Annotated in this window: 22 protein-coding genes; all 22 read left to right on the top strand. The window is 44.6% G+C overall.

Annotated elements, in window-relative coordinates; all coding sequences use genetic code 11:
- The first annotated feature begins 21 nt into the window (after window positions 1–21).
- The 22 genes from csrD to rng all read left to right on the top strand — a co-directional run bounded on the left by csrD (window position 22) and on the right by rng (window position 24,308).
- Window positions 22–2,031 (top strand): RNase E specificity factor CsrD, encoded by a 2,010-nt coding sequence (gene csrD / locus R7D93_RS21670; protein ID WP_054728884.1) that lies wholly within the window; start codon window positions 22–24, stop codon window positions 2,029–2,031.
- Between the two features lie 11 nt (window positions 2,032–2,042).
- A complete protein-coding gene (locus R7D93_RS21665; protein WP_225497103.1) occupies window positions 2,043–3,488 on the top strand; it encodes an MSHA biogenesis protein MshI in 1,446 nt (481 codons plus the stop codon).
- Window positions 3,485–4,135: a type II secretion system protein GspM gene (gene gspM / locus R7D93_RS21660; RefSeq protein WP_005381197.1), complete on the top strand. Its 651-nt coding sequence runs from the start codon at window positions 3,485–3,487 to the stop codon at window positions 4,133–4,135. The genes R7D93_RS21665 and gspM overlap by 4 nt, the downstream gene beginning before the upstream one ends.
- Complete coding sequence (locus R7D93_RS21655; protein WP_005381196.1) at window positions 4,128–4,460, top strand: hypothetical protein; 333 nt, start codon at window positions 4,128–4,130, stop codon at window positions 4,458–4,460. The genes gspM and R7D93_RS21655 overlap by 8 nt, the downstream gene beginning before the upstream one ends.
- A 20-nt stretch (window positions 4,461–4,480) precedes the next feature.
- Window positions 4,481–6,121: a pilus (MSHA type) biogenesis protein MshL gene (mshL, locus tag R7D93_RS21650; protein WP_005388471.1), complete on the top strand. Its 1,641-nt coding sequence runs from the start codon at window positions 4,481–4,483 to the stop codon at window positions 6,119–6,121.
- 44 nt (window positions 6,122–6,165) lie between these two features.
- Window positions 6,166–7,011, top strand: a complete 846-nt coding sequence (locus tag R7D93_RS21645; RefSeq protein WP_005381192.1) for an ExeA family protein — start codon at window positions 6,166–6,168, stop codon at window positions 7,009–7,011.
- Window positions 7,008–8,102 (top strand): tetratricopeptide repeat protein, encoded by a 1,095-nt coding sequence (locus R7D93_RS21640; RefSeq protein ID WP_225497105.1) that lies wholly within the window; start codon window positions 7,008–7,010, stop codon window positions 8,100–8,102. The genes R7D93_RS21645 and R7D93_RS21640 overlap by 4 nt, the downstream gene beginning before the upstream one ends.
- Complete coding sequence (locus R7D93_RS21635; protein WP_005381188.1) at window positions 8,099–9,823, top strand: GspE/PulE family protein; 1,725 nt, start codon at window positions 8,099–8,101, stop codon at window positions 9,821–9,823. Before R7D93_RS21640 ends, R7D93_RS21635 begins: the two co-directional genes overlap by 4 nt.
- Window positions 9,824–9,831: 8 nt before the next feature.
- Complete coding sequence (locus tag R7D93_RS21630; RefSeq protein ID WP_005381186.1) at window positions 9,832–11,055, top strand: type II secretion system F family protein; 1,224 nt, start codon at window positions 9,832–9,834, stop codon at window positions 11,053–11,055.
- 3 nt (window positions 11,056–11,058) lie between these two features.
- Window positions 11,059–11,520 (top strand): MSHA biogenesis protein MshF, encoded by a 462-nt coding sequence (locus R7D93_RS21625; RefSeq protein WP_213891955.1) that lies wholly within the window; start codon window positions 11,059–11,061, stop codon window positions 11,518–11,520.
- A gap of 291 nt (window positions 11,521–11,811) precedes the next feature.
- Window positions 11,812–12,315: a type II secretion system protein gene (locus R7D93_RS21620; protein ID WP_017821317.1), complete on the top strand. Its 504-nt coding sequence runs from the start codon at window positions 11,812–11,814 to the stop codon at window positions 12,313–12,315.
- Window positions 12,316–12,387: 72 nt separating this feature from the next.
- Window positions 12,388–12,621 (top strand): type II secretion system protein, encoded by a 234-nt coding sequence (locus R7D93_RS21615; protein ID WP_005388453.1) that lies wholly within the window; start codon window positions 12,388–12,390, stop codon window positions 12,619–12,621.
- A gap of 115 nt (window positions 12,622–12,736) precedes the next feature.
- A complete protein-coding gene (locus tag R7D93_RS21610) occupies window positions 12,737–13,216 on the top strand; it encodes a type II secretion system protein (protein WP_048626843.1) in 480 nt (159 codons plus the stop codon).
- The gene (locus R7D93_RS21605) at window positions 13,213–13,797 is read left to right on the top strand and encodes a prepilin-type N-terminal cleavage/methylation domain-containing protein (RefSeq protein ID WP_017636196.1); all 585 of its coding nucleotides are present in this window, start codon (window positions 13,213–13,215) and stop codon (window positions 13,795–13,797) included. Before R7D93_RS21610 ends, R7D93_RS21605 begins: the two co-directional genes overlap by 4 nt.
- A complete protein-coding gene (locus R7D93_RS21600) occupies window positions 13,797–14,525 on the top strand; it encodes a PilW family protein (protein ID WP_042523494.1) in 729 nt (242 codons plus the stop codon). Before R7D93_RS21605 ends, R7D93_RS21600 begins: the two co-directional genes overlap by 1 nt.
- Window positions 14,515–14,949: an MSHA biogenesis protein MshP gene (locus tag R7D93_RS21595; protein WP_225497107.1), complete on the top strand. Its 435-nt coding sequence runs from the start codon at window positions 14,515–14,517 to the stop codon at window positions 14,947–14,949. Before R7D93_RS21600 ends, R7D93_RS21595 begins: the two co-directional genes overlap by 11 nt.
- 8 nt (window positions 14,950–14,957) lie before the next feature.
- Complete coding sequence (locus tag R7D93_RS21590) at window positions 14,958–19,526, top strand: DUF6701 domain-containing protein (RefSeq protein WP_225497109.1); 4,569 nt, start codon at window positions 14,958–14,960, stop codon at window positions 19,524–19,526.
- Between the two features lie 151 nt (window positions 19,527–19,677).
- Window positions 19,678–20,721, top strand: coding sequence for a rod shape-determining protein (locus tag R7D93_RS21585; protein WP_005381144.1), 1,044 nt, complete (start codon window positions 19,678–19,680; stop codon window positions 20,719–20,721).
- Between the two features lie 150 nt (window positions 20,722–20,871).
- On the top strand, window positions 20,872–21,768 hold the full coding sequence (mreC, locus tag R7D93_RS21580; protein WP_005381142.1) for a rod shape-determining protein MreC: 897 nt from the start codon (window positions 20,872–20,874) through the stop codon (window positions 21,766–21,768).
- Window positions 21,758–22,246, top strand: coding sequence for a rod shape-determining protein MreD (gene mreD / locus R7D93_RS21575; protein ID WP_005381141.1), 489 nt, complete (start codon window positions 21,758–21,760; stop codon window positions 22,244–22,246). Before mreC ends, mreD begins: the two co-directional genes overlap by 11 nt.
- Before the next feature lie 4 nt (window positions 22,247–22,250).
- The gene (locus tag R7D93_RS21570; protein ID WP_005381139.1) at window positions 22,251–22,820 is read left to right on the top strand and encodes a Maf family protein; all 570 of its coding nucleotides are present in this window, start codon (window positions 22,251–22,253) and stop codon (window positions 22,818–22,820) included.
- Between the two features lie 18 nt (window positions 22,821–22,838).
- On the top strand, window positions 22,839–24,308 hold the full coding sequence (rng, locus tag R7D93_RS21565; protein WP_005381138.1) for a ribonuclease G: 1,470 nt from the start codon (window positions 22,839–22,841) through the stop codon (window positions 24,306–24,308).
- The last annotated feature ends 8 nt before the right edge of the window (window positions 24,309–24,316 follow it).

The following is a 24,316-nucleotide window of genomic DNA, read 5'->3' as shown; positions in this document are numbered from 1 at the left end:
TAAAAAAGGAATTTGGTATTCATGAGGTATACCCCAACTCTTAAGTTAAGCACACGGCTGGTGGCCTTTGTCACCATGATCGTTATCTGCGCCATGTTTATCTTGTTTGTCGGTGGCACCCTCTCTTTTAAACGTCTTGGGCAGGAATATCTCACCCATTATTTAGAAGGGATCGTAGAGGTGGTCGACAAGGAGATGGAAGATCCTGACGCTGCTTATTCTATGCAGCGCTGGATGCCGAAGATGCTGCAGGCTTCCAATATTGTCGAAATGACGTTGTCGACCAACAACGCCGTTGTTTATCGCTTCAAAGATACTTCTCATCAAATGGAAGCGTCAGTCTTGTTTGAGGCTGAGTACCAGTTGACTCACAATCAAGATTACACGATTCACTTTAAAGCAATTCCCCCTTACTTAGGTTACAGCTACTCAATGCAGGCGCTTTGGTCGATCACGCTTGCCGTTGTATTGATCATCTTCTGCTTAATGCGCGGCGTGGCATGGCTTAAAGAGCAATTAGAAGGCTCCGAAATGCTCGAAGAGCGAGGCAGAATGATCCTGGCTGGCAGGGTGGAGCAGTATGCCAAAGGTGACAAAAAAGAATGGCCTTACACCGCCAGTGAAGCGCTCGATGTATTAATCGAAGAGTTACAAGATGCGCGTCAAGAGCGAAGCCGATTTGATACCTTTATTCGAACTCAAACCTTCCTTGATAAGCTAACCGGTACCGCTAACCGAGTGTTATTTGATAGCAAGTTGGAATCGGCGTTACTAGAAAGTGGGGCTCGCGGCGCCGTGTTGCTAGTGCGTATTCAAGACTGGAAACTGGTTGAAGAAGAGCAAGATAAGCAAATTACGGATGAGTTTATTGTTGAAGTTGGGAGTTTATTGTCCAATTTAGTTCAACGATACCCAGATGTTGTATTTTCCCGTTATTACGATGCTGATTTTGCGCTTTTTCTACCGCACCAAAGTGCGAAAGATGTGGCTAACCTTGCCTCGCAATGCATTCGCCAGTTAGAAAAGTTAATGCCGCCAGAGCCACTTGATCCAGACAACTGGTGCCATATTGGCATCACCACTTATAAAGAAGGTGAGCGACACAGCCAAATCATTGATGAAGCCGAGACTGCTTTGCGTAGTGCGCAACTACAAAATAACAATAATTGGAGTCGCTTCAAAAAATGGAACCACGATGAAGAAGCTCGCGGAAGTGTGAGGTGGAGAACGTTATTTGACACAGCACTTACACCTGAAAGTGTGATACTCTACGCACAATCTGTGCACCCAATAAGTGACGCGACGCATAAAAAATCATTATATGAAGAGTTAACATGTCGGATTCGCGATCCTGAGAATGGGATTGTTAAAGCGTCTCGGTTCATTTCTGCGATCAGACAGGTTGGTTATGAAGCGCAAATGGATAAGTCGGTTATTAATAAATTCTTAAGAGAGTTTAAGGATAATTTTGATAACTCAAGATCGTATGCGCTCAATTTGAATGTAACGCCATTTTCTAACCGAGAGTACTTTAAATGGTTTCGTGATGAACTCTTACAGTTGTCACGTGAGCAGAGAAAGTGTCTCAGTTTTGAGTTTGTTGAAGCACAATTTGTAAGACACTTAGACTTTATGCGACCAGTCGCTAAAATGCTGGCCGGTTTAGGGTGCCACTTAATGGTTGGGCAGGCTGGGCGTACCATAGTCAGCACTCACTATTTAAAAGAAGTGGACATTCGTTACCTTAAACTTCATCGCAGTTTAGTAGCAAAAATCGACCAACGTCATGAAAACCAGCTATTTGTTCGCAGTATGCTAGGTGCGGCGGCAAACAGTAAAACTAAAATTATAGCAGTGGGAATTGAGAATCAGAACGAGCTCAACACATTAATTGAGCTCGGGGTTTATGGTGGGCAAGGGCGTTACTTTTCTGCGGAGCAGCAGTTTCTTCCTCGTCCCCAAGCGTTGCCGAATTCTCAATCAGAATCCCAAGTTAAATTGGGAAGACGAAATCGCTGGCGGAAAAAATAAAGATAATAATCATGGATTTCAAAGCACTATTCGACAAGCTTAAGCGATCATCTAGTGGTGGTCGCTCCTGCTTTTTGGTTATTCAGCCAGACGCCGTTTATTTATCATCTTCAATCAAAAGTAGTCGTCCATACCAATTTGATATTTCTGAGTCCAATTGGGAAAAAGCCGTTGAGCAAGCATTGAGCGTTGCAGCAAGTGCGTATGATTCATTAACGGTTGTTCTTTCTCATAACTATTACCAGATGTACCAAATCGACAAACCGGTCATGCCGCGTCAAGAATGGCCAGCCGCATTACCATTTTTGTTGAAAGAACTGATCTCTGAGCGTGCTATCGACATTATTGCCGATGCGGTCGAGTTACCGAATTCAACCAAAGTGCAAGCATACGTCTTATCGCGAAAAATATTGGATAAGATTGTGTTACTGGCCAGCCGAGCCCAGTTACCATTAGAAGCTATTCTTCCTGAAGACGATATTTGGGGAGAGACTGCGGGTGAACTAGGAAACTTCCTATTGTTACAACGCAGTGTGCGTGGTCATTTCCGTATAAGCGCTTTTGTTGAAAATACTATTGCGTTCCACCGCTCTATTCGCAGTGTGACGCCACCGTTAACGGGGGTTCCGTCTAGCGATTTACAGATGGACAGTCTGTCGTTAGAACTGCAACGTTCGATTGATTATCTTTCATCTCAGTTACGCCACGTGCAATTACATCAATTGAAAGTGTGCTGCGATGAAGAGGATGAGAGCGAGCTTGTTCAGGCTCTGAACTACCGTTTAAGTACTAAGGTTTCACCGTTATTACCACCAGAACATGAGCTATCAGGACATGTTTTGGCTGACACTGCGGCTACTTCAAATACTCGACGCGTCAACTTATATCCCGATTACTTAAAGCCGAAAAAAGAGCTCCTGACGCTAAAAAATATCGTGTTATCTTGGGGCGTTGCGGCGGCTGCAATTCTATTTTCTTACGGTTATGTCACTTGGCAGAGCAGCGGTTTGGAAGATGAGATTGCTATTGTAAAAAGTAAAGGCGATATCATGAAGTCAGAGCTTGAACGTTATCAAGTCAAGCTACGTAAGCATCAACCTGACAATAATAAGCTGGCAGCTAAAGCCCGCTTAGAGCGTGAAGTCAAGGCGAAGCGAGACTCGCTTAAAGCTGTCGGGAAATACGATGACTCGCAACGCACGGGTTACTCTGGCGTGATGCAATCATTAGCGAAGCTAGGAAACCAAGAAATTTCTTTGTCCGAAATTCGAATCAATACCCATACCTTAGACCTGAAGGGACTAGCGAAAAAACCGAGCTCAGTGCCAAATTGGGTCAGCCAATTTAAAAATGAAATTAGCTTGGTTGGCCGAACGTTTGACGACGTCAAAATAGGTCGAAATGATAAGGATATTGTGACGTTTGAACTAAAAACGCGCGAGGATAAAGAGAAATGAACGAATTCTGGCTCTCATTAGAAGGGCGCTTTGGCGAAATGAGTACGCGTGAAAAAGTGCTCACCGCATTGTGCGGTTTAGTTGTCGTGATCATGTTGCTCTTTACGCTGGTATTGGAGCCAAAGCTTAACGAGATCATCAGTAATGAGAGGCAACTAAGTAATTTAAAGCAAGCCAATCAAAAGATTGAAATCGATACGCTACGTATTCAGGCGCAACTTAAGAAAGATCCAAATGCTGAGATTGATCGCGCGATATCTAATCTGTTAGCTGAGAGTCAGCATCTTTCGATGCAATTAGCGGAGATCATCGAGCATCTTATTACACCTTCGCAAATGGCTGAGCTGCTTGAAAATGTGTTGGAGCAGCAAAGTGGCATTCACCTTTTGTCTCTGCAAACCTTGCCATCTGAGCCAATAACGGAAGATAAAGAAGCATCGCAATACTCTGGTTACTACGTGCATCCTGTTCGTATGGAACTGACTGGTGACTATTTTTCTATTGCTAATTATCTGAATAAATTGGAGAGCCTTCCTGCGAGTTATTACTGGCGCAGCTTTAGTTATAAAGTCGAAGAGTACCCGAAAGCGAAGCTTGTGTTAGAAGTCTACACACTAGGATCTAGAGAGGAGTTTATTGGTGGTTAACAAACTCATCATCTCATTGCTTGTTATGGCAGCGGCAGGAACCGCTTGGGCAAACCAGGACCCAACGGCCCCACTTGGTTGGGAAAAGCCAGCGGTTGAAACGTCAGCGAAACCAAAAGTTAAACGGTACCGACTGCCTAAGCTCAACAGTATTGTGTGTAAGCCAAGTACTGATTGTATCGCGATTATGGATAACAAACTTGTCGAAAAAGGCGAGCTATTTAAGGGTTATCGCGTCGCGAGCATTAATAGTGAATTTGTAACTTTAAAGCGTGGTAACCGTCAGTGGGACCTAGAGCTTTTTGATTTAAACGTAAAACAATAATAACCAGAGCCCGATCAGATATGCGCAAATTAGTTGTAGGAATAACGATTGCTTCTTTAATGGGATGTTCAATGGGTCATCGGAATCCAGTGGAAGTTAAAGAAGCGCTCAATGAATCGATCAATCAAGCGAACAGCCGCACATTGGAAGAAATCCCTTCTTCTGTTGAGGCAGACTTGATGCCAAATTTAGACTCGAACGTTGCATCAGAGCAAGGCACCTCGAAGCGTTTTCGTATTCAGGCGAATGCGGTCGATGCAAGAAGCTTTTTCGCCTCGTTGGTGAAAGGCACAGAGTACAGCGTGGCGATTCACCCGTCGGTACAAGGTAATATCACTGTCAACTTGTCAGATGTGACATTGGATGAAGTTCTGAATGTCGTACAGAATATGTATGGCTATGACGTGGTGAAGTCTGGCAAAGTTATTCAAATCTACCCAGCAGGTATGCGTACGGTGACCATTCCAGTCGATTACCTGCAGTTCAAGCGTTCTGGTCGCTCATTAACCAGCATTGTTACGGGCTCTGTAACCTCGGCTGGTACGTCTAATTCTGGTGGTAGCTCAGACAGTTCTGACTCGTCAGACTCTAACAATGGAAACAACAACGATAGCTCGACCACATCTACGGGTGGTACACGCATTGAAACCATCACTGAAAGTGATTTCTGGCCGATGCTGCAGCAAGCTGTTGCGAATCTAATTGGTTCAGGCAAAGGGCAAAGTGTGGTTGTAACGCCACAAGCGGGAGTTATTACGGTTCGAGCATTTCCAGATGATATTCGCGAAGTACGCGAGTTCTTAGGTGTATCGCAGGAGCGCATGCAGCGCCAGGTCATTCTTGAAGCTAAAATCCTAGAAGTGACGTTGAATGATGGCTACCAACAAGGCATCAACTGGTCAAACTTATCGGCGTCAATTGGTAACTCGGGTAGTATCGTAGTCAACCGCCCTGCGTCGACATTACCACCATTGGATGCGATTGGCACGCTATTGGGCGGTCAAACTAACGTGACTATTTCGGATGGTAACTTCAATGCAGTGTTGAGCTTCATGTCTACGCAAGGTGACTTGAACGTCCTTTCGAGCCCTCGTATTACCGCTGCCAACAACCAAAAATCTGTCATCAAAGTGGGTACCGATGAGTACTTTGTTACCGAGCTATCGAGCAATGCAGGCAACGGTGAAAACTCAAATGCAGTTCCTGAAGTGGAACTGACGCCATTCTTCTCGGGTATTTCCCTCGATGTGACTCCGCAAATTGATAACAAAGGCAATGTGTTCCTGCATGTTCACCCCGCAGTTATTGAAGTCACGGAAGAAGTGAAGCAATTGAACTTGGGCGGAGATTTCCAAAACATCCAACTGCCATTAGCGAAAAGCTCTATTCGTGAATCAGACTCGGTTATTCGTGCTAAAGATGGCGATGTTGTGGTTATCGGCGGGTTGATGAAACAGCAAAATCGTGAGCTTGTTTCTAAAGTCCCATTTTTGGGCGATGTACCAGCACTGGGGCATTTGTTCCGCAACGTGAATAACGTAACTGAGAAAACAGAATTGGTCATCTTGCTAAAACCGACCGTAGTTGGCGTGAACTCTTGGCAGAAAGAGCTAGAGCGCTCTCGTGATCTGCTGCAAGAGTGGTTCCCAGATGCGCAATAAGCGCTGGGAAAGGTTCTGTTTTTCAATAGGTTTGTGATTCGAGTATGTACTTGTCACACTTTGGGTTCCGAGTTCAGCCTTTTTCGTTAACCCCAAATACAGAAATGTTCTTGGGGTTAGTCCCTCACTATGAGGCGATCCAAACCATCCTAGCTGCCGTGCAAATGGGAGAAGGGGTGATTAAGGTGACGGGAGAAGTAGGCACTGGAAAAACCATGGTATGCCGTAAGCTGATCGAGCAGATTGAATCTGAAGTTGAGCTTATTTACTTACCCAATCCAGTGTTGAATGGGGAACAGTTGCAGTTTGCTGTCGCCAGAGAGTTGGGTATCGAGAACGATGATCCGCTGCGTATCGTTTCCCTCATTCAAGAGCACTTGATTCAAGTACATGCCTTGGGAAAGAAAACCGTCTTGATCGTTGATGAAGCGCAAGCTCTTTCCCCACAAGCTTTAGAAACATTGCGTCTATTTGGCAATCTAGAAACGGAACAAGATAAGCTCATTCAATTGGTGTTATTCGGACAACCTGAGTTGGATGAAAGATTGGCTAACCATGAGCTAAGGCAGTTTCGTCAACGCATTACGTTTAGCTGCCAGTTACGTCCTCTCTCTATCGATGAAGGCGTGGCTTACATCAATAATCGTTTAGATAAAGCAGGCAATGGGGCGCACATTTTTTCTATTGAACAGAAAAAAGCGATTTGGCGTTCATCCATGGGGATTCCGCGCTTGATAAACCAAATTAGCCACAAGTCGTTGCTTGCTGCATTTAATGATCGTTGCACACTATTAAAAAATCATCACGTTTACGCCGCTATGCACGATACGTTTGATGCCCGTAAACCTAAGTTTAAAACACCCGTATTTTGGGGATGGAGTCAACCTTGAGTGCCATCAATAAAGCATTATCAGAACTTGCTGAAAAAACATCGCCGTCAGAGCTTACTCGTGCGGAGATTCCAAGTGTCTCACGCAGTAAACCTTGGCTTTGGCTTGTCGCCGGTTTTTCGTTAAGCCTTGCGGTTGGTAGCTGGGCGGTCTCTCGCGGTCCAGTCCCTTCAGGCGAGCTATCACAGTTTCAAACCGACGCTATGCCACTGTCGTCTGTGAATGTCTCACCAATTGTTTCATCGGAGCGCACTCACTCGCCAACGAGTAAAATGACGCCCGATACAACTCAAGTGGTTTACACCAAACCAGCCGCACAGCCGGTAGCGCAACAGCCTCACATGCAAGAGACTGATAGGTTCACGCCAAGATCTGAGATAAATATCGCCTCTGATGATGCAGTTTTACTCGCGCAGTTAGCAACGATGCCGAGCGAGGAGCAATACGATCCCGTAACCCACACGACATCAGAAAACAGCTCAATGCGTATTGAGCAGGTTGAGCTTACACATCGTCAGCTTTCTCTTAAGGCAGTTAGTCGAGCGGAAAAAGCACTCGATGCTAACGATATGCAAACGGCGTTATCGGCTTATGCCGAGGCGTTGCGTTATGAGCCAATGAATGCAGACACGCGTCAAAAGCTATCAGCGTTGTACTTTGGTAAAGGTGACACGCGTAAAGCATATGAGATTATTCAAGAAGGTATCAACCTAGATACGAACAACCAAGTACTTCGCTTGGCCTTGTCTAAGTTGTTAGTGAAAGCTAATCAACCTGAAGCGGCGCTGAGCCCGCTTGTTCATTTGCCTCCAGTACCAAGTCGAGATTACTTGGCGATGCGTGCGGCATTGGCACAAAAACACAAGCAAAATGACATTGCGCTTGAGAGCTATCAACTCCTAACTCAGCGTGAGCCGGAAAACGCGCGCTGGTGGTTAGGTTTGGCTATTCAACAAGAGCGCGCCCTGGCTTTTACTGCCGCGATCAACTCTTACAACCAAGCTCTGGGTAAAGTTGGCATTTCGAATCAATCGCAAGCATTTATCCGTGACCGTTTGAGCATCTTGAAAGAGTTGGAGAGCGCACAATGAAAATTCAGTTGAGAAAACGCTTGGGCGATCTTCTGGTTGAGGAGGGTATCGTCTCTGAAGAACAAATCCAGCAAGCACTAAACGCACAACGCAGTACCGGGCAGAAGCTAGGGGATGCGTTAATTGACCTTGGCTTTATTACCGAAAAGCAAATGTTGGACTTCTTGTCTCAGCAGCTTGGTTTGCCACTGATCGATCTTGGTCGTGCACCTGTGGATGCCGAAGCCGTGCAGATTTTACCTGAGGTACACGCACGTCGCTTACGTGCGATGGTCGTTGCTCGAAATGGGGACACACTGCGCGTTGCTATGAGTGACCCTGCGGACTTGTTCATCCAAGAATCATTGATGAACTTGTTGGGCCAATACAACCTTGAGTTCATTGTGGCTTCAGAGCGTCAGCTCATTTCAAGCTTTGACCGCTATTACCGCCGTACTAAAGAAATCGCCTCCTTTGCTGAGCAGCTGCATGAAGAGCATAAAGATGTACAAAGCTTTGATTACGGTATTGATGAAGCCGATAGTGAAGAGGTTACCGTTGTAAAGCTGGTTAATTCCATGTTTGAAGATGCGGTACAGGTTGGAGCTTCGGATATTCATATTGAGCCAGACGATCAAGTATTGCGTTTGCGCCAGCGTATTGATGGCGTATTGCATGAAACGCTCTTAAATGAAGTGAATATTGCATCGGCTTTGGTTCTTCGACTGAAGTTGATGGCACACCTAGATATTTCTGAAAAGCGCTTGCCACAAGATGGCCGATTCAATATCAAAGTTCGTGGCCAATCAATTGATATTCGTATGTCGACGTTACCAACGCAGTACGGAGAATCTGTGGTAATGCGTCTGCTTAACCAGTCCGCTGGTTTGCGTCCGTTAGAAGAGTCAGGCTTGCCGCCAGACTTGCTTGCTCGCTTACGTCGACAGCTGGCGCGTCCGCATGGCATGATTTTGGTTACCGGGCCAACAGGTTCCGGTAAAACCACCACGCTTTACGGCGCATTGAGTGAGCTCAACGAACCTGGGAAAAAGATCATTACAGCAGAGGACCCGGTTGAATATCGTCTGCCTCGCATCACTCAGGTACAGGTTAACAGTAAGATCGATCTAACTTTCTCGCGTGTTCTTAGAACCTTTTTACGTCAAGACCCAGACATCATTCTTGTTGGTGAGATGCGTGACCAAGAGACGGTAGAAATTGGTCTGCGAGCTGCACTAACGGGTCACTTAGTATTGAGTACTCTCCACACCAACGATGCTGTCGACAGTGCGTTACGTATGATCGATATGGGAGCGCCGGGTTACTTGGTTGCTAGTGCAGTCAGAGCCGTGGTGGCGCAGCGTCTTGTGCGCCGAGTTTGCCCAGATTGTAAAACAGAAGACCACTTAGATGAGTCTCGCCAGCAGTGGTTAGCTGGGCGTTTCCCAAATCAAGTTAGCACCATTTTTTATAAAGGCGCAGGTTGTCAAAACTGTAACTTGACTGGTTATCGAGGCCGAATCGGTGTGTTTGAAATGCTCGAACTTGAGCAAGAGATGATGGATAAATTGCGCGCCAATGATGCGGTTGGCTTTGCGCAAGCCGCGCGCCGCTCAGAAAACTATAAGCCACTGCTTGCTTCTGCAATGGAACTGGCGCTACAAGGCACCGTCAGTTTGGATGAAGTGATGACCCTAGGTGAGGGTGATGCTTCTGGTAAGACTGATCCCATTTTCATATAGGTAAGTGAATGCCAACTTTTCGTTATCAAGGCCGCACGCTAGACGGCTCATCCACTAACGGCAAAATCGAAGCAGTGAACTCAGAAGCTGCGGCGGAAGCATTGATGAATAAAGGGGTCATCCCGCTCAATGTACGTTTAGAGAAAGAGTCGGCAAAAAGCCAAGTGAGCTTATCTAAGCTGTTTGTGCCTGCTATTCCGTTGGAAGTAATTATTCTTTTCTCTCGCCAGTTGTTTAGTTTGACTAAAGCTGGCGTACCTTTGCTGCGCTCTATGCGTGGCTTGTTGCAAAATTGCGAAAACAAACAGCTCAAAGAGGCGCTAGAAGATGTCGTTTCTGAACTGAGTAATGGCCGAGGTTTGTCTTCTGCGATGCAGCAACACAGTAAAGTATTCAGCCCACTGTTCGTTTCTATGATCAACGTCGGTGAGAATACGGGTCGGCTTGACCAAGCGCTATTGCAACTGGCGAATTACTACGAACAGGAACTTGAGACTCGCAAACGCATTAAAGCGGCGATGCGTTATCCAACGTTTGTCATTATCTTTATCACCATCGCCATGTTTGTATTGAATATCTTGGTGATCCCTGAGTTTGCATCGATGTTCACGCGCTTTGGGGTTGAGCTACCATTGCCGACGCGTATTTTGATCGCGACTTCTAATTTCTTTGTTAATTATTGGGTGTTGCTGGTTGTGGCAATGATTGGCGCGTTTACGGTGTTCAGAGCGTGGGTGGCGACGGCTGATGGTCGGGAGAAGTTCGATAAGTTTCGGCTTCGGCTGCCAATTGTAGGCGATATCGTTAATCGTGCGCAGCTTTCTCGTTTTGCCAGAACCTTCTCGTTGATGCTGAAATCAGGGGTGCCACTTAACCAGTCTTTGGCTTTGGCCGGGGAAGCCTTAGGGAACCGTTTTTTAGAAAACCGAATTCTTGAGATGAAGTCCGCAATTGAAGCGGGTAGCACCATTTCAGTGACGGCCATCAACAGTAAAATATTTACCCCATTGGTGATTCAGATGATTGCAGTAGGTGAAGAAACTGGTCGTATTGATGAGTTGCTGCTGGAGGTGTCGGACTTTTACGATCGAGAAGTCGATTACGATCTAAAAACGCTGACCGCAAGAATAGAACCATTACTTTTGGTGATTGTCGCAGGCATGGTCATGGTGCTGGCATTGGGTATCTTCTTACCAATGTGGGGAATGCTCGACATCATCAAAGGCGGCTAATAGGTGGTTGAAAATCAAAGCCGAGCAACGCTTATTGTGTTTGGGGTTATTGCTACGATTATGGCGGTGGGTTTGGCGATCAAATTACGTCCTGTGACCGAGCAAGCACAAGTAACTGGGGCTAAGTTGGCGAGAGTTTGGATGCAAGATAGTGTTCAGCGTTATCGTCAAGCTTGGCTAGTACAAGGCGAGCCAGAGCATATGCTGATGGATGGTTTTAACCTTACTATGACTGAGGACGGGTTAGTGTCTCCCTTTACTCAGCAAGGTGTATTAGATTGTGGTTATTGGCTAGCGGTGCATTACCCCCAACGTAAAATAATGACCAACAAGTTAATAGATATCAGTGGAGCCATCAAAACTGATCGTTATGTCTGTCACTACACTTATGAAAATGGTCAGTCGATTGTAGTTATCTTAACTGCTAATCAACTGAAAATAGACGTCGAAATGTCGGCAGAGTGAATTTTTTGACACCTAATCACTATAATTGGTAATGAAAGTCGGTATAATGCAATCATTACCATAAGTAACAGGCTGTAATAGTGGGTAAACAATAATGTGTTTTTCTCATTGCAGCATGAACTGAATAATGGCGAATCGTCATTCTGCTCAAGCGGTAGATACAGTATCCACTTCACGGTCAGTTTTAGTGAACGTTGCTGCCCCAAACCGTTTTGACAATATCCAAAATGGTCGCGTGACCTAAACAAAACTTTGCAGTTGTACTGCATGCTTACATAGAGAGAGTAAACAATGAAAAGACAAGGTGGTTTCACCCTTATCGAATTGGTAGTGGTAATTGTAATCCTAGGTATTCTAGCGGTCACTGCAGCACCACGTTTCCTTAACCTGCAAGATGATGCTCGCAAAGCTTCATTGCAAGGTTTGAAAGGTGCCATTGATGGTGCGTCCGGTATTGCGTATGGTAAGGCTGCAGTAGAAGGTAAAGAGACTATCGACGCTAGTAAAGCTGATGAAGATGATAAGCCTGAAGTAGAAGGAATTAAAATAACTTTTGGTTATCCAACGTTTGAAGGCTTAAAAACTGCTGTAACAGGTTTGTCTGATGATTGGGATGAAATTACTGTAAATAACAATAAAGCATATACATTTAAAGGTAAAAAAGCGGATAGTGATTGGGTATATGACCCAACAGGTACTAAGGAAAATGTAGGTTGTTACGTTGGTTACATTGAAGCAACAGGTACAACAGCAGATAAGGCTGCCAAAACTGTAATTGCTAGCGACAAGTGCTAGATTATTCTGTAAAGGTCAGTCGTTTTGGCTGGCCTTTGTCTCTTTATTTTGATTAATCTCGGAATAATTCATATGCGTAAATCATCGGGTCTTAGTGCAATAGAGTTTGTAGTTGTGCTGATTATCTTAGGTGTGATCGGTTATGTGGTATTACCAAGATTTATCAGCTTCGAGCCAGAAACTTACGAAGCAAAGTGGGAGCAAACCAAGCAAACCGCTGAGCACGTTTCTGAAACGCTGAGCAATAAAGAAACTTACGATCGAATTGAAGAAGAGATTGGTCGTTCAAAAGGGCAAAATAACTAGACATTGGTTATTTGTTCGTCTGTTCACACTTCGAATCGAAAAATTATAAACCTATCATTAATCTCATAATTTCATCGTATACTTATCTCGCTTGTTCTAAGCCTAAGGTTGGGTTATGAAAATTCGCAGCTCTGCATTAGGGTTCACGTTAATGGAGTTAATCCTCGTGATTGTTCTCCTCTCTATCCTTTCACTTTTTGCAGCCAGCCGTTTTATGGGCTCTGGCAGTTTTTCTGCATATGCATTACAAGAACGTGTGATTTCTGTGATTCGCCAAGTGCAGGTGAATCGTATGCAGTCGAATGTTGAGAAACCTGATGATAACTTTCGTTTGCAAGTTTCTAGCTCATGTGTTGGTTCAGTTGCTGCCTGCGCACTAATAGGTAGTGCACAAGATGCCCGTAGTGACGTGGTTATCGATAAGTCCGCAAAGTTTTCCGTTATCAGCGGTGCCGCAAATACAATTAATTTTAACCTTCTCGGCAATCCTGTAAGTGGTGCTGTAAACATCTTAATTGAAGATAAACATGGTCGAAGCCGCTGCCAAGTTGAAATTAATACTCAAGGCTATGTTTCTAAAGGAACATGCTCATGAAGAAATCTAGTGGCATGACTTTAATAGAAATGATCATCGCGATTGTTTTAATGGGCATTGCGATGGTGGCGTTTACTTCTTTTCTTGTCCCTCAAATTCGAGATTCCGCCATCCCTCATTATCAAACCCGCGCGGCCGCATTAGGCCAAGGTTTCATGTCTCAGATATTGGCGCGAGGCTTCGATGAAAACAGCGACTTTGATGGTGGTTTAGTACGCTGTAGTGAGACTGTCCTTGGTGGTAAGGATTGTTCCACAAGTCTTGGGGCAGATAGCGGTGAATCAAACCCAGCTAGTTTTAATGATGTCGATGACTATATCGGTTGCTGGTATACACAAGGTACAAAGGCCAGCTGTAACTCTACGCCGTTATACGAGCTGAGTAACGTTCTTGGCACGTCTATGGCAAATGATTACAAGAACTTTCGAGTTGAAGTGAAAGTGCAATACGTTGAATCAGATGGAACGGGTGTCAATAATCCTTCACAGGAAGATATCACGCCTTATAAACGAGTCACTATGACTATTTACGCCGGACAAACACAGCCTTTAACACTGTCTGCGATAAGGGGAAATTACTAATGAAAAATTGTGGTTTCACTTTAATAGAAATGGTCATCACTATTGTGATTAGTAGTTTTATCATGCTCGGAATTGCTGGTTATTTGCAGTTAGGAGCAAAGGGCTATGCTGATACTATTGATAGGCAGAGACTACAAACTCAGGCGCAATTCGTTATTGAGAAAATATCTCGAGAGATTCGTCATGCGGTGCCGAATAGCTTTTTTATTGATGAGAGTGAAAAAAACTGCCTGATTTTTATGCCTATAGAGCACTCTGGTTTTTATGCGATTTCTGGTAATGATATACAGTTTGTGGTGGGTTTTTTTGGTAATAATGCTCCCGAATTTGATAGTGGCTTGAAAATGGTGATTAACCCAACACGGTTAAGTGATTTAACCTCATCCACTCATAGTGTTGATGTCGGAGCCCTTTCTCCAGATTCGAATAAATCATACAAGATCATTAACGGCGCTAGTTCAGTAACTAGTCGCTCCGTTTCTAATCGACACTATCTCTATGATCCATCTAAGTCAGTGAAATATTGCTTTGTAGGCACACAGATACAGCGTAACGGCGAAATAATTGCCGACAATCTTATTTATGTTGATGATCAATCTCAGAGTTATTTCAAATATGACGATACATCGCTTCATCGAGGCGGGCTCGTGCATCTGAGGTTCGTGTTTGAACAGTCCGGTGAAAGTAGTGTGTACCAACAAGATGTGCAGGTGCTGAATGTTCCATAATAAGCAAAAAGGCAATGTGTTAATTGTGACGCTCTTTGTCATTATCGTAATGGGGTATTTGGCTGCGTCACTAATGAAAGTGACTTGGTCTAATCAAAGTGGTTTAACTCGTGATTTTTTGGGTACAAAAGCATGGTTTACAGCCCAATCGAGTAATGATTGGGTGTTAACAAAGTTTTATCCACTGGGTCTTTCGCCAGCGGTTTCTGTTAACTGTGCCGCTATAAGTAGCGGCAGTGTCACTATTCCTAGCAGTCTGATAGATCCGAAATGTGAGGCGACTCTAAAATGCAAGTCTGTTGGTCAGTTACCGGATACCAATAGTGGTAAAGATATAAGTTTATATGTTGTTAGAAGTCTGGCCGTTTGTGGCTCGGGCTTATCAAAAGTTCAGCGACAGCAAGAGATTTGGGTAAGGGAGTAATAATAAGAATGAAAAAACTGATTTTCTTAGCCTTGATATGGATGACGAGTACGGCTAACGTCCTCGCGAAAGAGTACGATATTACTCCGACATTGATTAGGGAAGGCTGGGGCTGGAAATGGGTCGCTACTAATAGTCCATGCCCAAATAGCGGTTCTTATACTGGCAGGCGGCTGTCTTCTTATAAGTGTTCAAGTAATGTTACGTTGAATGATGGCGATAGCATTATTACCGGAGGCCCCACATCACAGTTATATTTGGAAGGTTACTCTACGTTTAAGGGAAATAATACGATTGGTAGTGCTGGTAGGAACCTTTCTTTAGATCTGGAAAGGAACTCTTTCACTGCCAATGGACTATACGTTTATGGTCACGTGGATAACGGCAGTTATATTGAACTAAATCAATCAACGATATTAGGCTCATTAAGAAGTTCTACCAATGGAATCAAACTTACAAATGCTAACATTGGGCAGAACGTTTTAGCAAAAACGCAAATAAGTGGCAGCGCAAGCAATATTAGCGGATATGTTGTAAGTGACAATGGCGGCGTAACATTTAGTGCCGTTAATGTTGGTTCATATATCGAGGCTAAGAATCAAATAACAGTTACAGATGGATCCATAGGAGGGTATATATTGTCCTCTAATGGTGGTGTGGAAATTACAACATCAGGTGCTACCAAACTAATAGATGGTTATATAAGCGCTAAAGAGGCGGTTAAGGTGACCAACTATAAAGTTAACCAGTCTATCTCTGCTGGTGACTATATTGAGTTAAATAACTCAAACGTCACTGGAAGCCTGACTTCTCAAAGCAACGGAAGTTCTTCGATTGCTGTGTCCAATAACTCGTCGATTTCTGGTGATATTCTTACTAAAGGCTACGTTAGTGTTTCTCATTCAAGTGTGGATGGGAATGTTGATAATACACAGGGCAGTAACCAGAGCATGGCTATCGTCAGCAGTCGAGTTGGAGGCAACATTACAGCGAAAGGCTATGTCGACATTCAGTACTCTCAAGTTTCAGGTGTTGTGTCGAGCACTAATGAAGGTGGTCAGGTCAAGAACTCAAAAATCAAAGGTAATGTTGATGTTAAGAAATATCTTCATGTGATCGAAAGTTCCTACGTATGTGGTGTCGCTTCCAGCTCGCATGAAGGGGCAAATATTAGTAATTCATATGTAGGTGATGACGTCTCTACCAAGAAATACTTGCACGTGACTAACTCTTCTGTTTTTGGTACTGCGAGTGTGAAAAATGAGGGAATGGCGTTATCGTCGGCTAAAATTCTTGCGGACGCCAAAGCGATTGGTTTCCCTACTCACAAAGACGTAAGTATTGCCAGTAACTCAACGCTTTGCGGAACCGCAAACTCTTCATACTCTTATAACGGTAAATTGGTTGGTTATTGCGGTCTAAATGATACGAGCTGTGATACATCTCAAACTCGAGGTACATGTCCCGTTGAAGTTGGTGAGAGCTCTCAATACAAAGATTTCTACGACTATTGTGGAATGACGCCACCAGGCCCTGACCCAGAGCCTATTCAATGTGAATTGTTGCCACCTGAAGATTTTGACTCAGGCTCTCTTACAAACTGGTCTGTGATGGGCTTTAAGAATAGTGCTAAACCGAGCATTACTGGTGGCAAGTTTAGGTTATCAAGCAACCAATATAATCAAGCAACAGCATCAGCCTACAACTATATCTTCCCATCTGATGATAACGTTATGCAGGTGGAGTTTAATCACTATGCTCATTCAAATACCACACGACCTGGTGCAGATGGGGTTGGTATCGTTTTTTCTGACGCAAATGTCCCACCAGCGACAGGTGCATTTGGTGGACCTTTAGGTTTTGGTGTAAAACCCGGTTTAGAAGGTTTTGCCGGCGGTTGGTTAGCATTTGGTATCGATGAGTATGGTAACTTCTCGAATGAAGGCAGTTATTATGAGAATGACTATGGCCGTCCAGGTCGTAGCCAACAATCTATTGCTATTCGCGGAGCAGGTTATAAGAAGACAATCCAGTACAACGGTCAGTCCAAAGAAGGTTGGTTTGGGGGCTATAAATTTATTAAAAATAATACAGATGTTGGTGCACTTGATGTATTCGGAACTTATTACAATGGTCGAGGTGAAGATGAGGTCCACCGTTACAGAATGACTGTAGACTCTCGCAAAACCGTTAAAAACCGAGCGAGCGGAGTTTGGGTTTCTATTGAGCGTCAAATTGATGGTGGTCGCTGGGAAACGTTAATCAAATCATTCAATGTTATGAATGGTTATGGACAGTCTATTGCTCCAGAAAACTTCCGTATTTCTGTAACTGCATCGACGGGGTCATATACCAATATCCACGAAATTGATGATTTCCAAGTTTGTGCAGATAAATACAAGAAGTTAACGGATGGTATCCATCACTTTGAATTTGACTATTCAGGATCCGGTAGTACGTGCCAGCCTTCGAAAGTCACGCTAAAAGCATGTATGAATGAAAGGTGTACTCAAACCTATCCAGAAGATGCAGCCGCAAGCGAAGGCGAGTTAGAACCATTGACAGTTACTTTACTGCCATCATCCACCAATAGCGTCGCTAACTGGGTAAATGGAGAGCAAGAAAAGCTCACGGACATTACTTTCAACAATTCAGTTGATCTTCTATTACAGGGGTATAAAGCCGGTACGGTTACGATGGGAGTCGCGAATAGTTCGGTACCTCAGTTTGGTTTTGAAGGAGCGCGTTGTCGCATCAATAACGGTGATGAATTGTCCGTCGAGAACTGTAATGTGTTGTTTTCTCAAAACGTACTCGGAGTAAACATAGGGGATGTGGTTTCGGCTAGACAATCTGCCGGTACAGATCATCTTTCATTCTGCTCATCACATGTAAAAGCTGGGGGCGAAAGCCGAGATGTTACTATGAAAGTGACTCACGAGATTGCACCCGTCGATAAAACGAAATCTGTTGAGGTATGGTACAAAAAAGCGGGTGACAGCAATGCTAAATGGAGTGGTCATACCGTATTGCAACCTCAAGTTGCTAAGTCTTTGTCCGATGTCTACTTTGATTCAAATGGTAAAGCTTACCTCAAAGTTAATTATAAAGAGGTTGGTAAAATCCGTATCGATGCGAAAGTTAACGACGTGAAGGATTCGGCGGGCTTTGCATCATTTGTGAGTTTCCCTGAGAAGTTAAGTCTGAACGTAAGTGGTAATGGTGCGTGTTTACCTGATTGCAAAAGCTATATTCCAGCAGGACAAGAGTTCACAATGCAGGTAACAGCATATCAATCAGACGGAGAAGTTGCCCGAAATTACCAAGAGTCGCATATTAGTATTGATCATGTAGTGACTTATCCAGACCCGACAACGAGTGTGAACAAGGGTAATGTTGTGAATGGCTCGTTACTAACAGAAAAGCTACCAGAAGACGCTAAGTGGGTTAGTGGTTCCGTGTCTTTCAAGCAGTCTGTTGATGAAGTAGGCTCATTCGAGTTTACCGCTACTGCCCCTGTTGGTGGTGAAGGGGAAGCATTCTCTACCTATCTGGGAAGCAGCACGTATAAGATTGCCGATGCAACGCTCAATGTTGGACGTTTCTACCCTAGTAAATTCAATGTTTACAGTAGCGATCAAACAACTTCGTACAACAACATATGGGATTACCCAAATGGCCAAGCATTTGCTTATATGGGACAGCCTTTTGGGTTAAAACAGTTCTACGTTGAAGCATTGTCGAAAGGAGACGGTGCCTTACATAATTACGCGTATTTTGATGCACGACACCAAGCTAAATTTAACTTGTACGAAGATAACTATGCCAATGTTAATAGGTTCAGTGCGCCGGGCACGTACACTGGTAACTGGTTGAACGGTAGTAAAGGTCCCTATGTTTCAGGGCAAAGTGTCGGGAAATATAGCGCGAGTGGACTGGTGTGGAATAAAGTAGTCACTAAACCTGACGGCCCATTAAATTACTTAGAGAATTCTTCAGATACGTCTATTTCTATTGATCTTTCCTCATCATCAGTAGATAAGGTTGGTGTGACTATTGGTACCAAGGAGCTATTTGTCCAGCCGGATTTACGCTTTGGCCGAGTTAATTTGGCTGATGTCGGCGGTAAGCAAGGTGATAACAACAAACCCGATTCACTTAAATTGCAGGTACCTCTAACAGTGGAATATTGGAAAGATGGTCGATTCGTGACAAACATTTCTGATAGTCAAACTACTATTTATGGTGTGAGAGAGAAATTCGAGCATAAATGGAAAGGTAATGAGCCTGACTCTAAGTATGTAGATGTGAGCTTGAACGGTGGAGGTGTCGTTACCAAAGGTACTTCAAGAAGCATTGTCGCGGTCGAAAGCGAATCAAACCGTCAGCAAACGGAATTGTGGCTAGATCTTACCGCGGGATCTAATCATCTCCCATGGCTCAAATACGACTGGGTAAAAGAACCTGCCGGAAAAGCTCCTGCCGAAGAAAACCCATCCTCCGTCGTCACCTTTGGTATTCATCGAGGTAACGATCGCGTGATTTACCGTGGTGAGCCAGGGTTAACCGGACAGTAACAACTTAGGTTTTTGCCCTTAAGTTAGGAAACTGCAAGAAATTGAGGCTTTCTGCTCATGTTTGTGTACCAATACCTTGCTGTGACAGCGAGGCATTGGTACATTTAGAGCAATTTTTGTCTTCTATATTTTTGCAGGATGAGCGAAGAGTATGTTTAAGAAACTTCGTGGCATGTTTTCTAACGATCTATCTATCGATTTAGGTACAGCCAACACTCTAATTTACGTAAAAGGGCAAGGAATTGTCCTTGATGAACCTTCTGTAGTTGCTATTCGTCAAGATCGTGTAGGTTCTGCAAAAAGCGTTGCTGCAGTCGGTCACGCAGCAAAACAGATGCTTGGTCGTACACCTGGCAATATTTCCGCTATTCGCCCAATGAAAGACGGCGTAATTGCTGACTTCTACGTAACCGAAAAAATGCTTCAGCACTTTATCAAGCAAGTGCACGATAACAGCATCCTAAAGCCAAGCCCACGTGTTCTTGTTTGTGTTCCTTGTGGTTCTACTCAAGTTGAGCGTCGCGCAATTCGTGAATCAGCACTTGGTGCTGGTGCGCGTGAAGTTTACCTAATCGACGAGCCAATGGCGGCGGCAATTGGTGCTGGTTTACGCGTATCTGAGCCGACAGGTTCAATGGTGGTCGATATCGGTGGTGGTACAACTGAAGTTGCCGTTATCTCTCTAAACGGTGTGGTTTACTCATCGTCTGTACGTATCGGTGGTGACCGCTTTGATGAAGCTGTGATCAACTACGTACGTCGTAACTACGGCAGCTTGATTGGTGAAGCAACGGCTGAAAAGATCAAACACGAAATCGGTTCTGCTTACCCTGGTGATGAAGTTCAAGAGATTGAAGTTCGCGGTCGTAACCTTGCAGAGGGTGTACCACGCAGCTTTAGCTTGAACTCAAACGAGATCCTAGAAGCGCTTCAAGAGCCGCTATCTGGCATCGTATCAGCAGTCATGGTTGCACTAGAACAGTGTCCACCAGAGCTTGCTTCAGACATTTCTGAAAACGGTATGGTACTAACCGGTGGTGGTGCACTACTTAAAGACCTAGACCGTTTACTAATGGAAGAAACTGGTATTCCTGTGGTTATCGCGGAAGATCCACTAACGTGTGTTGCGCGTGGTGGCGGTAAAGCACTAGAAATGATCGACATGCACGGTGGCGATCTGTTCTCTGAAGAATAAAGGTTTAGGTGAAGCTCATGTCGGGCTTCACCTTCATTTCTGCTCTCTCTGTAATTCAAACATGCTCCATACCTAAAAGTATTTAGTTAAGTATTTTTAGGTTGCCAAGTAAGGCTCAATAATCATGGAAGCAATCAGGTCAAAAACAAGATGAAACCGATTTTCGGCAGAGGTCCGTCTCTGCAATTACGTCTGTTTTTTGCTGTCATCGTGTCGGCGAGCTTAATGCTGGCCGATAGTCGTCTAGATACGTTTTCCAACGTTCGATACCTACTAAACAGTATGGTTGCACCGATTCAGTACGCAGCGAATTTGCCTCGTAGTATGTTCGATGGCGTATTTGAACGTTTTAATTCTCATCAGGCATTAGTTGAAGGCAATCGCAGCTTAAAGCGAGAAGTGTTACGCCTGAAAAGCGAGCTTATCTTGCTCGACCAATATAAAGAAGAAAACCAACGCCTACGTAAGTTGTTAGGATCTTCATTTGTCCGTGATGAAAAGAAAGTCGTGACAGAAGTAATGGCGGTGGATACTTCACCTTATCGTCATCAAGTGGTGATCGATAAAGGCCGTATTGATGGTGTTTACGTTGGTCAGCCTGTTATCAACGAGAAAGGCATTGTTGGTCAGGTCACGTTTGTCGCAGCGCACAACGCACGTGTTCTGCTGCTAACGGACGCGAAAAATGCAATTCCTGTCCAGGTGATCCGCAATGATATCCGAGTGATCGCATCGGGCAATGGTGAAATGGATGAAATCCAACTAGAGCACATTCCAACCAGCACAGATATTCAGGTTGGTGATTTATTGGTGACATCCGGTTTAGGTGGCATTTACCCTGAGGGATATCCAGTCGCGACGGTTACCAATGTGGATCACGATACGCGTCAAGAGTTCGCCTCAATCAAGGCTGAGCCGGTTGTGGAATTTGATCGCTTACGCTACCTACTGCTGATTTGGCCGAATGAAGACCGTCAACACAAAGTACTGCGGTCCAATGTAGATGAAGGGTTAGAGCAAGAACAAGAGGTAACCGATGGCCAATAATGTATTGAGTAGCCGAATGGTGATTGGCGTCAGTTTCTTCGTTGCGCTGGTACTGCAAACCATTCCGTGGCCAGGTGTGTTAGATGTGTTACGCCCTTCATGGTTGTTCCTTGTTACGTGTTATTGGGTGTTGGCACTACCGCACCGAGTGAACGTCGGGACTGCGCTAGTGTTAGGCTTATTGTGGGATATCTTGATCGGCTCAACGCTTGGAATTCGTGGCATGATGATGTCGATCGTTATCTACCTTGTGGCGCTGAATTTCCTGTTGATTCGCAACATGGCATTGTGGCAACAGTCGATTTTAATTGCCTTTTTTACTGCGTTATTGGAAGTTTTGATATTCTGTGGGGAATATTTGAACCAGGACGTAGTATTTAATCCATTATCTCTGTGGACGGCGGCAATAAACTGTATACTTTGGCCATGGATGTTTTTATTAATGCGACGAGTTCGTCGCGCTTGGCACGTAAGGTAATGCGGTGAAAAAGAGCCTATCTCTCGTTCTCGCTTCGGGTTCTCCGAGAAGAAAAGAGCTGCTTGCTCAACTGGGTTATGATTTTGAGATCGTATTGCCTGATATTGAGGAAGCCAAACAAGCTCATGAGCAAGCACGAGATTACGTGTTGCGTCTTTCTTTGGAAAAAGCTCAGGCAGGCTTAGCGTTGGCTAAGCCTGATTCCGTTGTATTGGGCTCTGATACTGTCGTAGTATGCGATGACCGTGTGCTAGAAAAACCAAAAAGTTTTGAAGATTCAAAGCGTATGCTTACTGACTTATCGGGTCGTCGCCATCAAGTGATGACTGCGGTGAGCGTTGTATCATCGGAACAACAACATTCAGTGGTCGTTACCACTGACGTGTGGTTCAAACCACTGACTCACGAAGAAATCGAACAATATTGGCAGTCAGGAGAGCCATGCGATAAAGCTGGAAGTTATGGTATTCAGGGACTCGGAGGGCGATTTGTCACCCGAATCGAAGGCAGTTATCACGCTGTAGTAGGCTTACCTTTGTTCGAAACCGATCAGCTAATTCAAGAATTTTTATAATTGTTTTGAGGTGTGCACATGAGTGCAGAATTGCTGCTTAACGTGACCCCGAGTGAAACTCGTGTGGCCATGATTGAAGGTGGAGTACTACAAGAAATACATATCGAGCGCGAATCGCGTCGCGGTATTGTGGGCAATATATACAAAGGCAAAGTAAGCCGAGTGTTACCAGGTATGCAGGCGGCTTTCGTCGACATTGGTTTAGATAAAGCGGCGTTTTTACATGCGTCAGATATTGTTCCTCATACCGAATGTGTGGCAGAAAACGAAAAACAGCAGTTTCAAGTCCGTGATATCTCTGAACTGGTACGCCAGGGACAAGACATTGTTGTGCAAGTGGTCAAAGATCCGCTCGGCACGAAAGGTGCGCGTTTAACGACGGATATCACCTTACCTTCGCGTTATCTTGTTTTTATGCCGGGGGCCAGCCATGTCGGTGTTTCGCAGCGTATTGAAAGTGAGAAAGAGCGTGAGCGTTTGAAAAAGGTGGTGAACCATTACTGCGATGAGCACGGTGGTTTTATCATTCGTACCGCGGCAGAAGGCGCTGATGAAAAAGAGCTATCTCAAGATGCGGCATTTCTAAAGCGTTTGTGGCTAAAAGTCATGGAGCGTCGCTCAAAATACAAAACGCGTTCAACACTTTACGGTGAACTCGGCTTAGCTCAACGCATTCTGCGTGACTTTGTTGGCACAGAGCTCGATAAGATCATGGTCGACTCCCGCCTTGAATACGAGAACCTGAAAGAATTCACTTCTGAGTATGTACCGGAGTTAACAGATAAGCTTGAGCTTTACGAAGGTGACAAGCCAATCTTTGACATGTACGACACCGAAAACGAAATTCAGCGTTCTTTAGAGCGCAAGGTCGAGCTAAAATCGGGCGGCTATTTGATCATCGATCAAACCGAAGCCATGACCACCATCGACATCAACACGGGTGCATTTGTTGGTCGTCGTAATCTCGAAGAGACTATCTTCAATACCAATATAGAGGCAACGCAAGCCATTGCGCGTCAGCTACGTTTACGTAACCTCGGCGGTATCATCATTATTGATTTTATCGATATGGCATCCGAAGAGCATCGTCAGCGAGTACTTACCTCACTGGAAACGGCGCTGGCGAAAGACCGAGTAAAAACCAACATCAACGGCTTTACCCAGCTTGGCTTAGTTGAAATGACGCGTAAGCGCACACGAGAAAGTATTGAACATATCTTGTGTTCTGGCTGTCCTACTTGTGAAGGCCGTGGCAGCGTGAAAACGGTCGAAACTGTATGCTTTGAGATATTACGCGAGATTACTCGTGTGAACCGTGCTTACGACGCCGATAATTTTGTCGTGTACGCATCGCCGTTTGTTGCTGAAGCGCTATTGGGCGATGAGTCTCATGCGTTGGCTGAGCTCGAAGTATTTATTGGCAAGCAAGTGCGAGTTCAGGCTGAACCCCTGTACATTCAGGAACAGTTTGACGTCGTAATGATGTAATTTGGAAC

This window comes from Vibrio sp. YT-15 (assembly GCF_033337445.1).
GTDB lineage: Bacteria > Pseudomonadota > Gammaproteobacteria > Enterobacterales > Vibrionaceae > Vibrio > Vibrio alginolyticus.
The sequence above is the reverse complement of the archived record's forward strand: the minus strand, read 5'-3'. Positions and strand labels throughout refer to the sequence as shown.

What these genes read in the sequence shown, in the direction of transcription:
- csrD (WP_054728884.1), top strand. Translation starts at nt 22, where the DNA reads ATGAGGTATACCCCAACTCTTAAGTTAAGCACACGGCTGGTGGCCTTT.
- R7D93_RS21665 (WP_225497103.1), top strand. Translation starts at nt 2,043, where the DNA reads ATGGATTTCAAAGCACTATTCGACAAGCTTAAGCGATCATCTAGTGGT.
- gspM (WP_005381197.1), top strand. Translation starts at nt 3,485, where the DNA reads ATGAACGAATTCTGGCTCTCATTAGAAGGGCGCTTTGGCGAAATGAGT.
- mshL (WP_005388471.1), top strand. Translation starts at nt 4,481, where the DNA reads ATGCGCAAATTAGTTGTAGGAATAACGATTGCTTCTTTAATGGGATGT.
- R7D93_RS21645 (WP_005381192.1), top strand. Translation starts at nt 6,166, where the DNA reads ATGTACTTGTCACACTTTGGGTTCCGAGTTCAGCCTTTTTCGTTAACC.
- R7D93_RS21635 (WP_005381188.1), top strand. Translation starts at nt 8,099, where the DNA reads ATGAAAATTCAGTTGAGAAAACGCTTGGGCGATCTTCTGGTTGAGGAG.
- R7D93_RS21630 (WP_005381186.1), top strand. Translation starts at nt 9,832, where the DNA reads ATGCCAACTTTTCGTTATCAAGGCCGCACGCTAGACGGCTCATCCACT.
- R7D93_RS21620 (WP_017821317.1), top strand. Translation starts at nt 11,812, where the DNA reads ATGAAAAGACAAGGTGGTTTCACCCTTATCGAATTGGTAGTGGTAATT.
- R7D93_RS21615 (WP_005388453.1), top strand. Translation starts at nt 12,388, where the DNA reads ATGCGTAAATCATCGGGTCTTAGTGCAATAGAGTTTGTAGTTGTGCTG.
- R7D93_RS21610 (WP_048626843.1), top strand. Translation starts at nt 12,737, where the DNA reads ATGAAAATTCGCAGCTCTGCATTAGGGTTCACGTTAATGGAGTTAATC.
- R7D93_RS21605 (WP_017636196.1), top strand. Translation starts at nt 13,213, where the DNA reads ATGAAGAAATCTAGTGGCATGACTTTAATAGAAATGATCATCGCGATT.
- R7D93_RS21600 (WP_042523494.1), top strand. Translation starts at nt 13,797, where the DNA reads ATGAAAAATTGTGGTTTCACTTTAATAGAAATGGTCATCACTATTGTG.
- R7D93_RS21595 (WP_225497107.1), top strand. Translation starts at nt 14,515, where the DNA reads ATGTTCCATAATAAGCAAAAAGGCAATGTGTTAATTGTGACGCTCTTT.
- R7D93_RS21590 (WP_225497109.1), top strand. Translation starts at nt 14,958, where the DNA reads ATGAAAAAACTGATTTTCTTAGCCTTGATATGGATGACGAGTACGGCT.
- R7D93_RS21585 (WP_005381144.1), top strand. Translation starts at nt 19,678, where the DNA reads ATGTTTAAGAAACTTCGTGGCATGTTTTCTAACGATCTATCTATCGAT.
- mreC (WP_005381142.1), top strand. Translation starts at nt 20,872, where the DNA reads ATGAAACCGATTTTCGGCAGAGGTCCGTCTCTGCAATTACGTCTGTTT.
- mreD (WP_005381141.1), top strand. Translation starts at nt 21,758, where the DNA reads ATGGCCAATAATGTATTGAGTAGCCGAATGGTGATTGGCGTCAGTTTC.
- rng (WP_005381138.1), top strand. Translation starts at nt 22,839, where the DNA reads ATGAGTGCAGAATTGCTGCTTAACGTGACCCCGAGTGAAACTCGTGTG.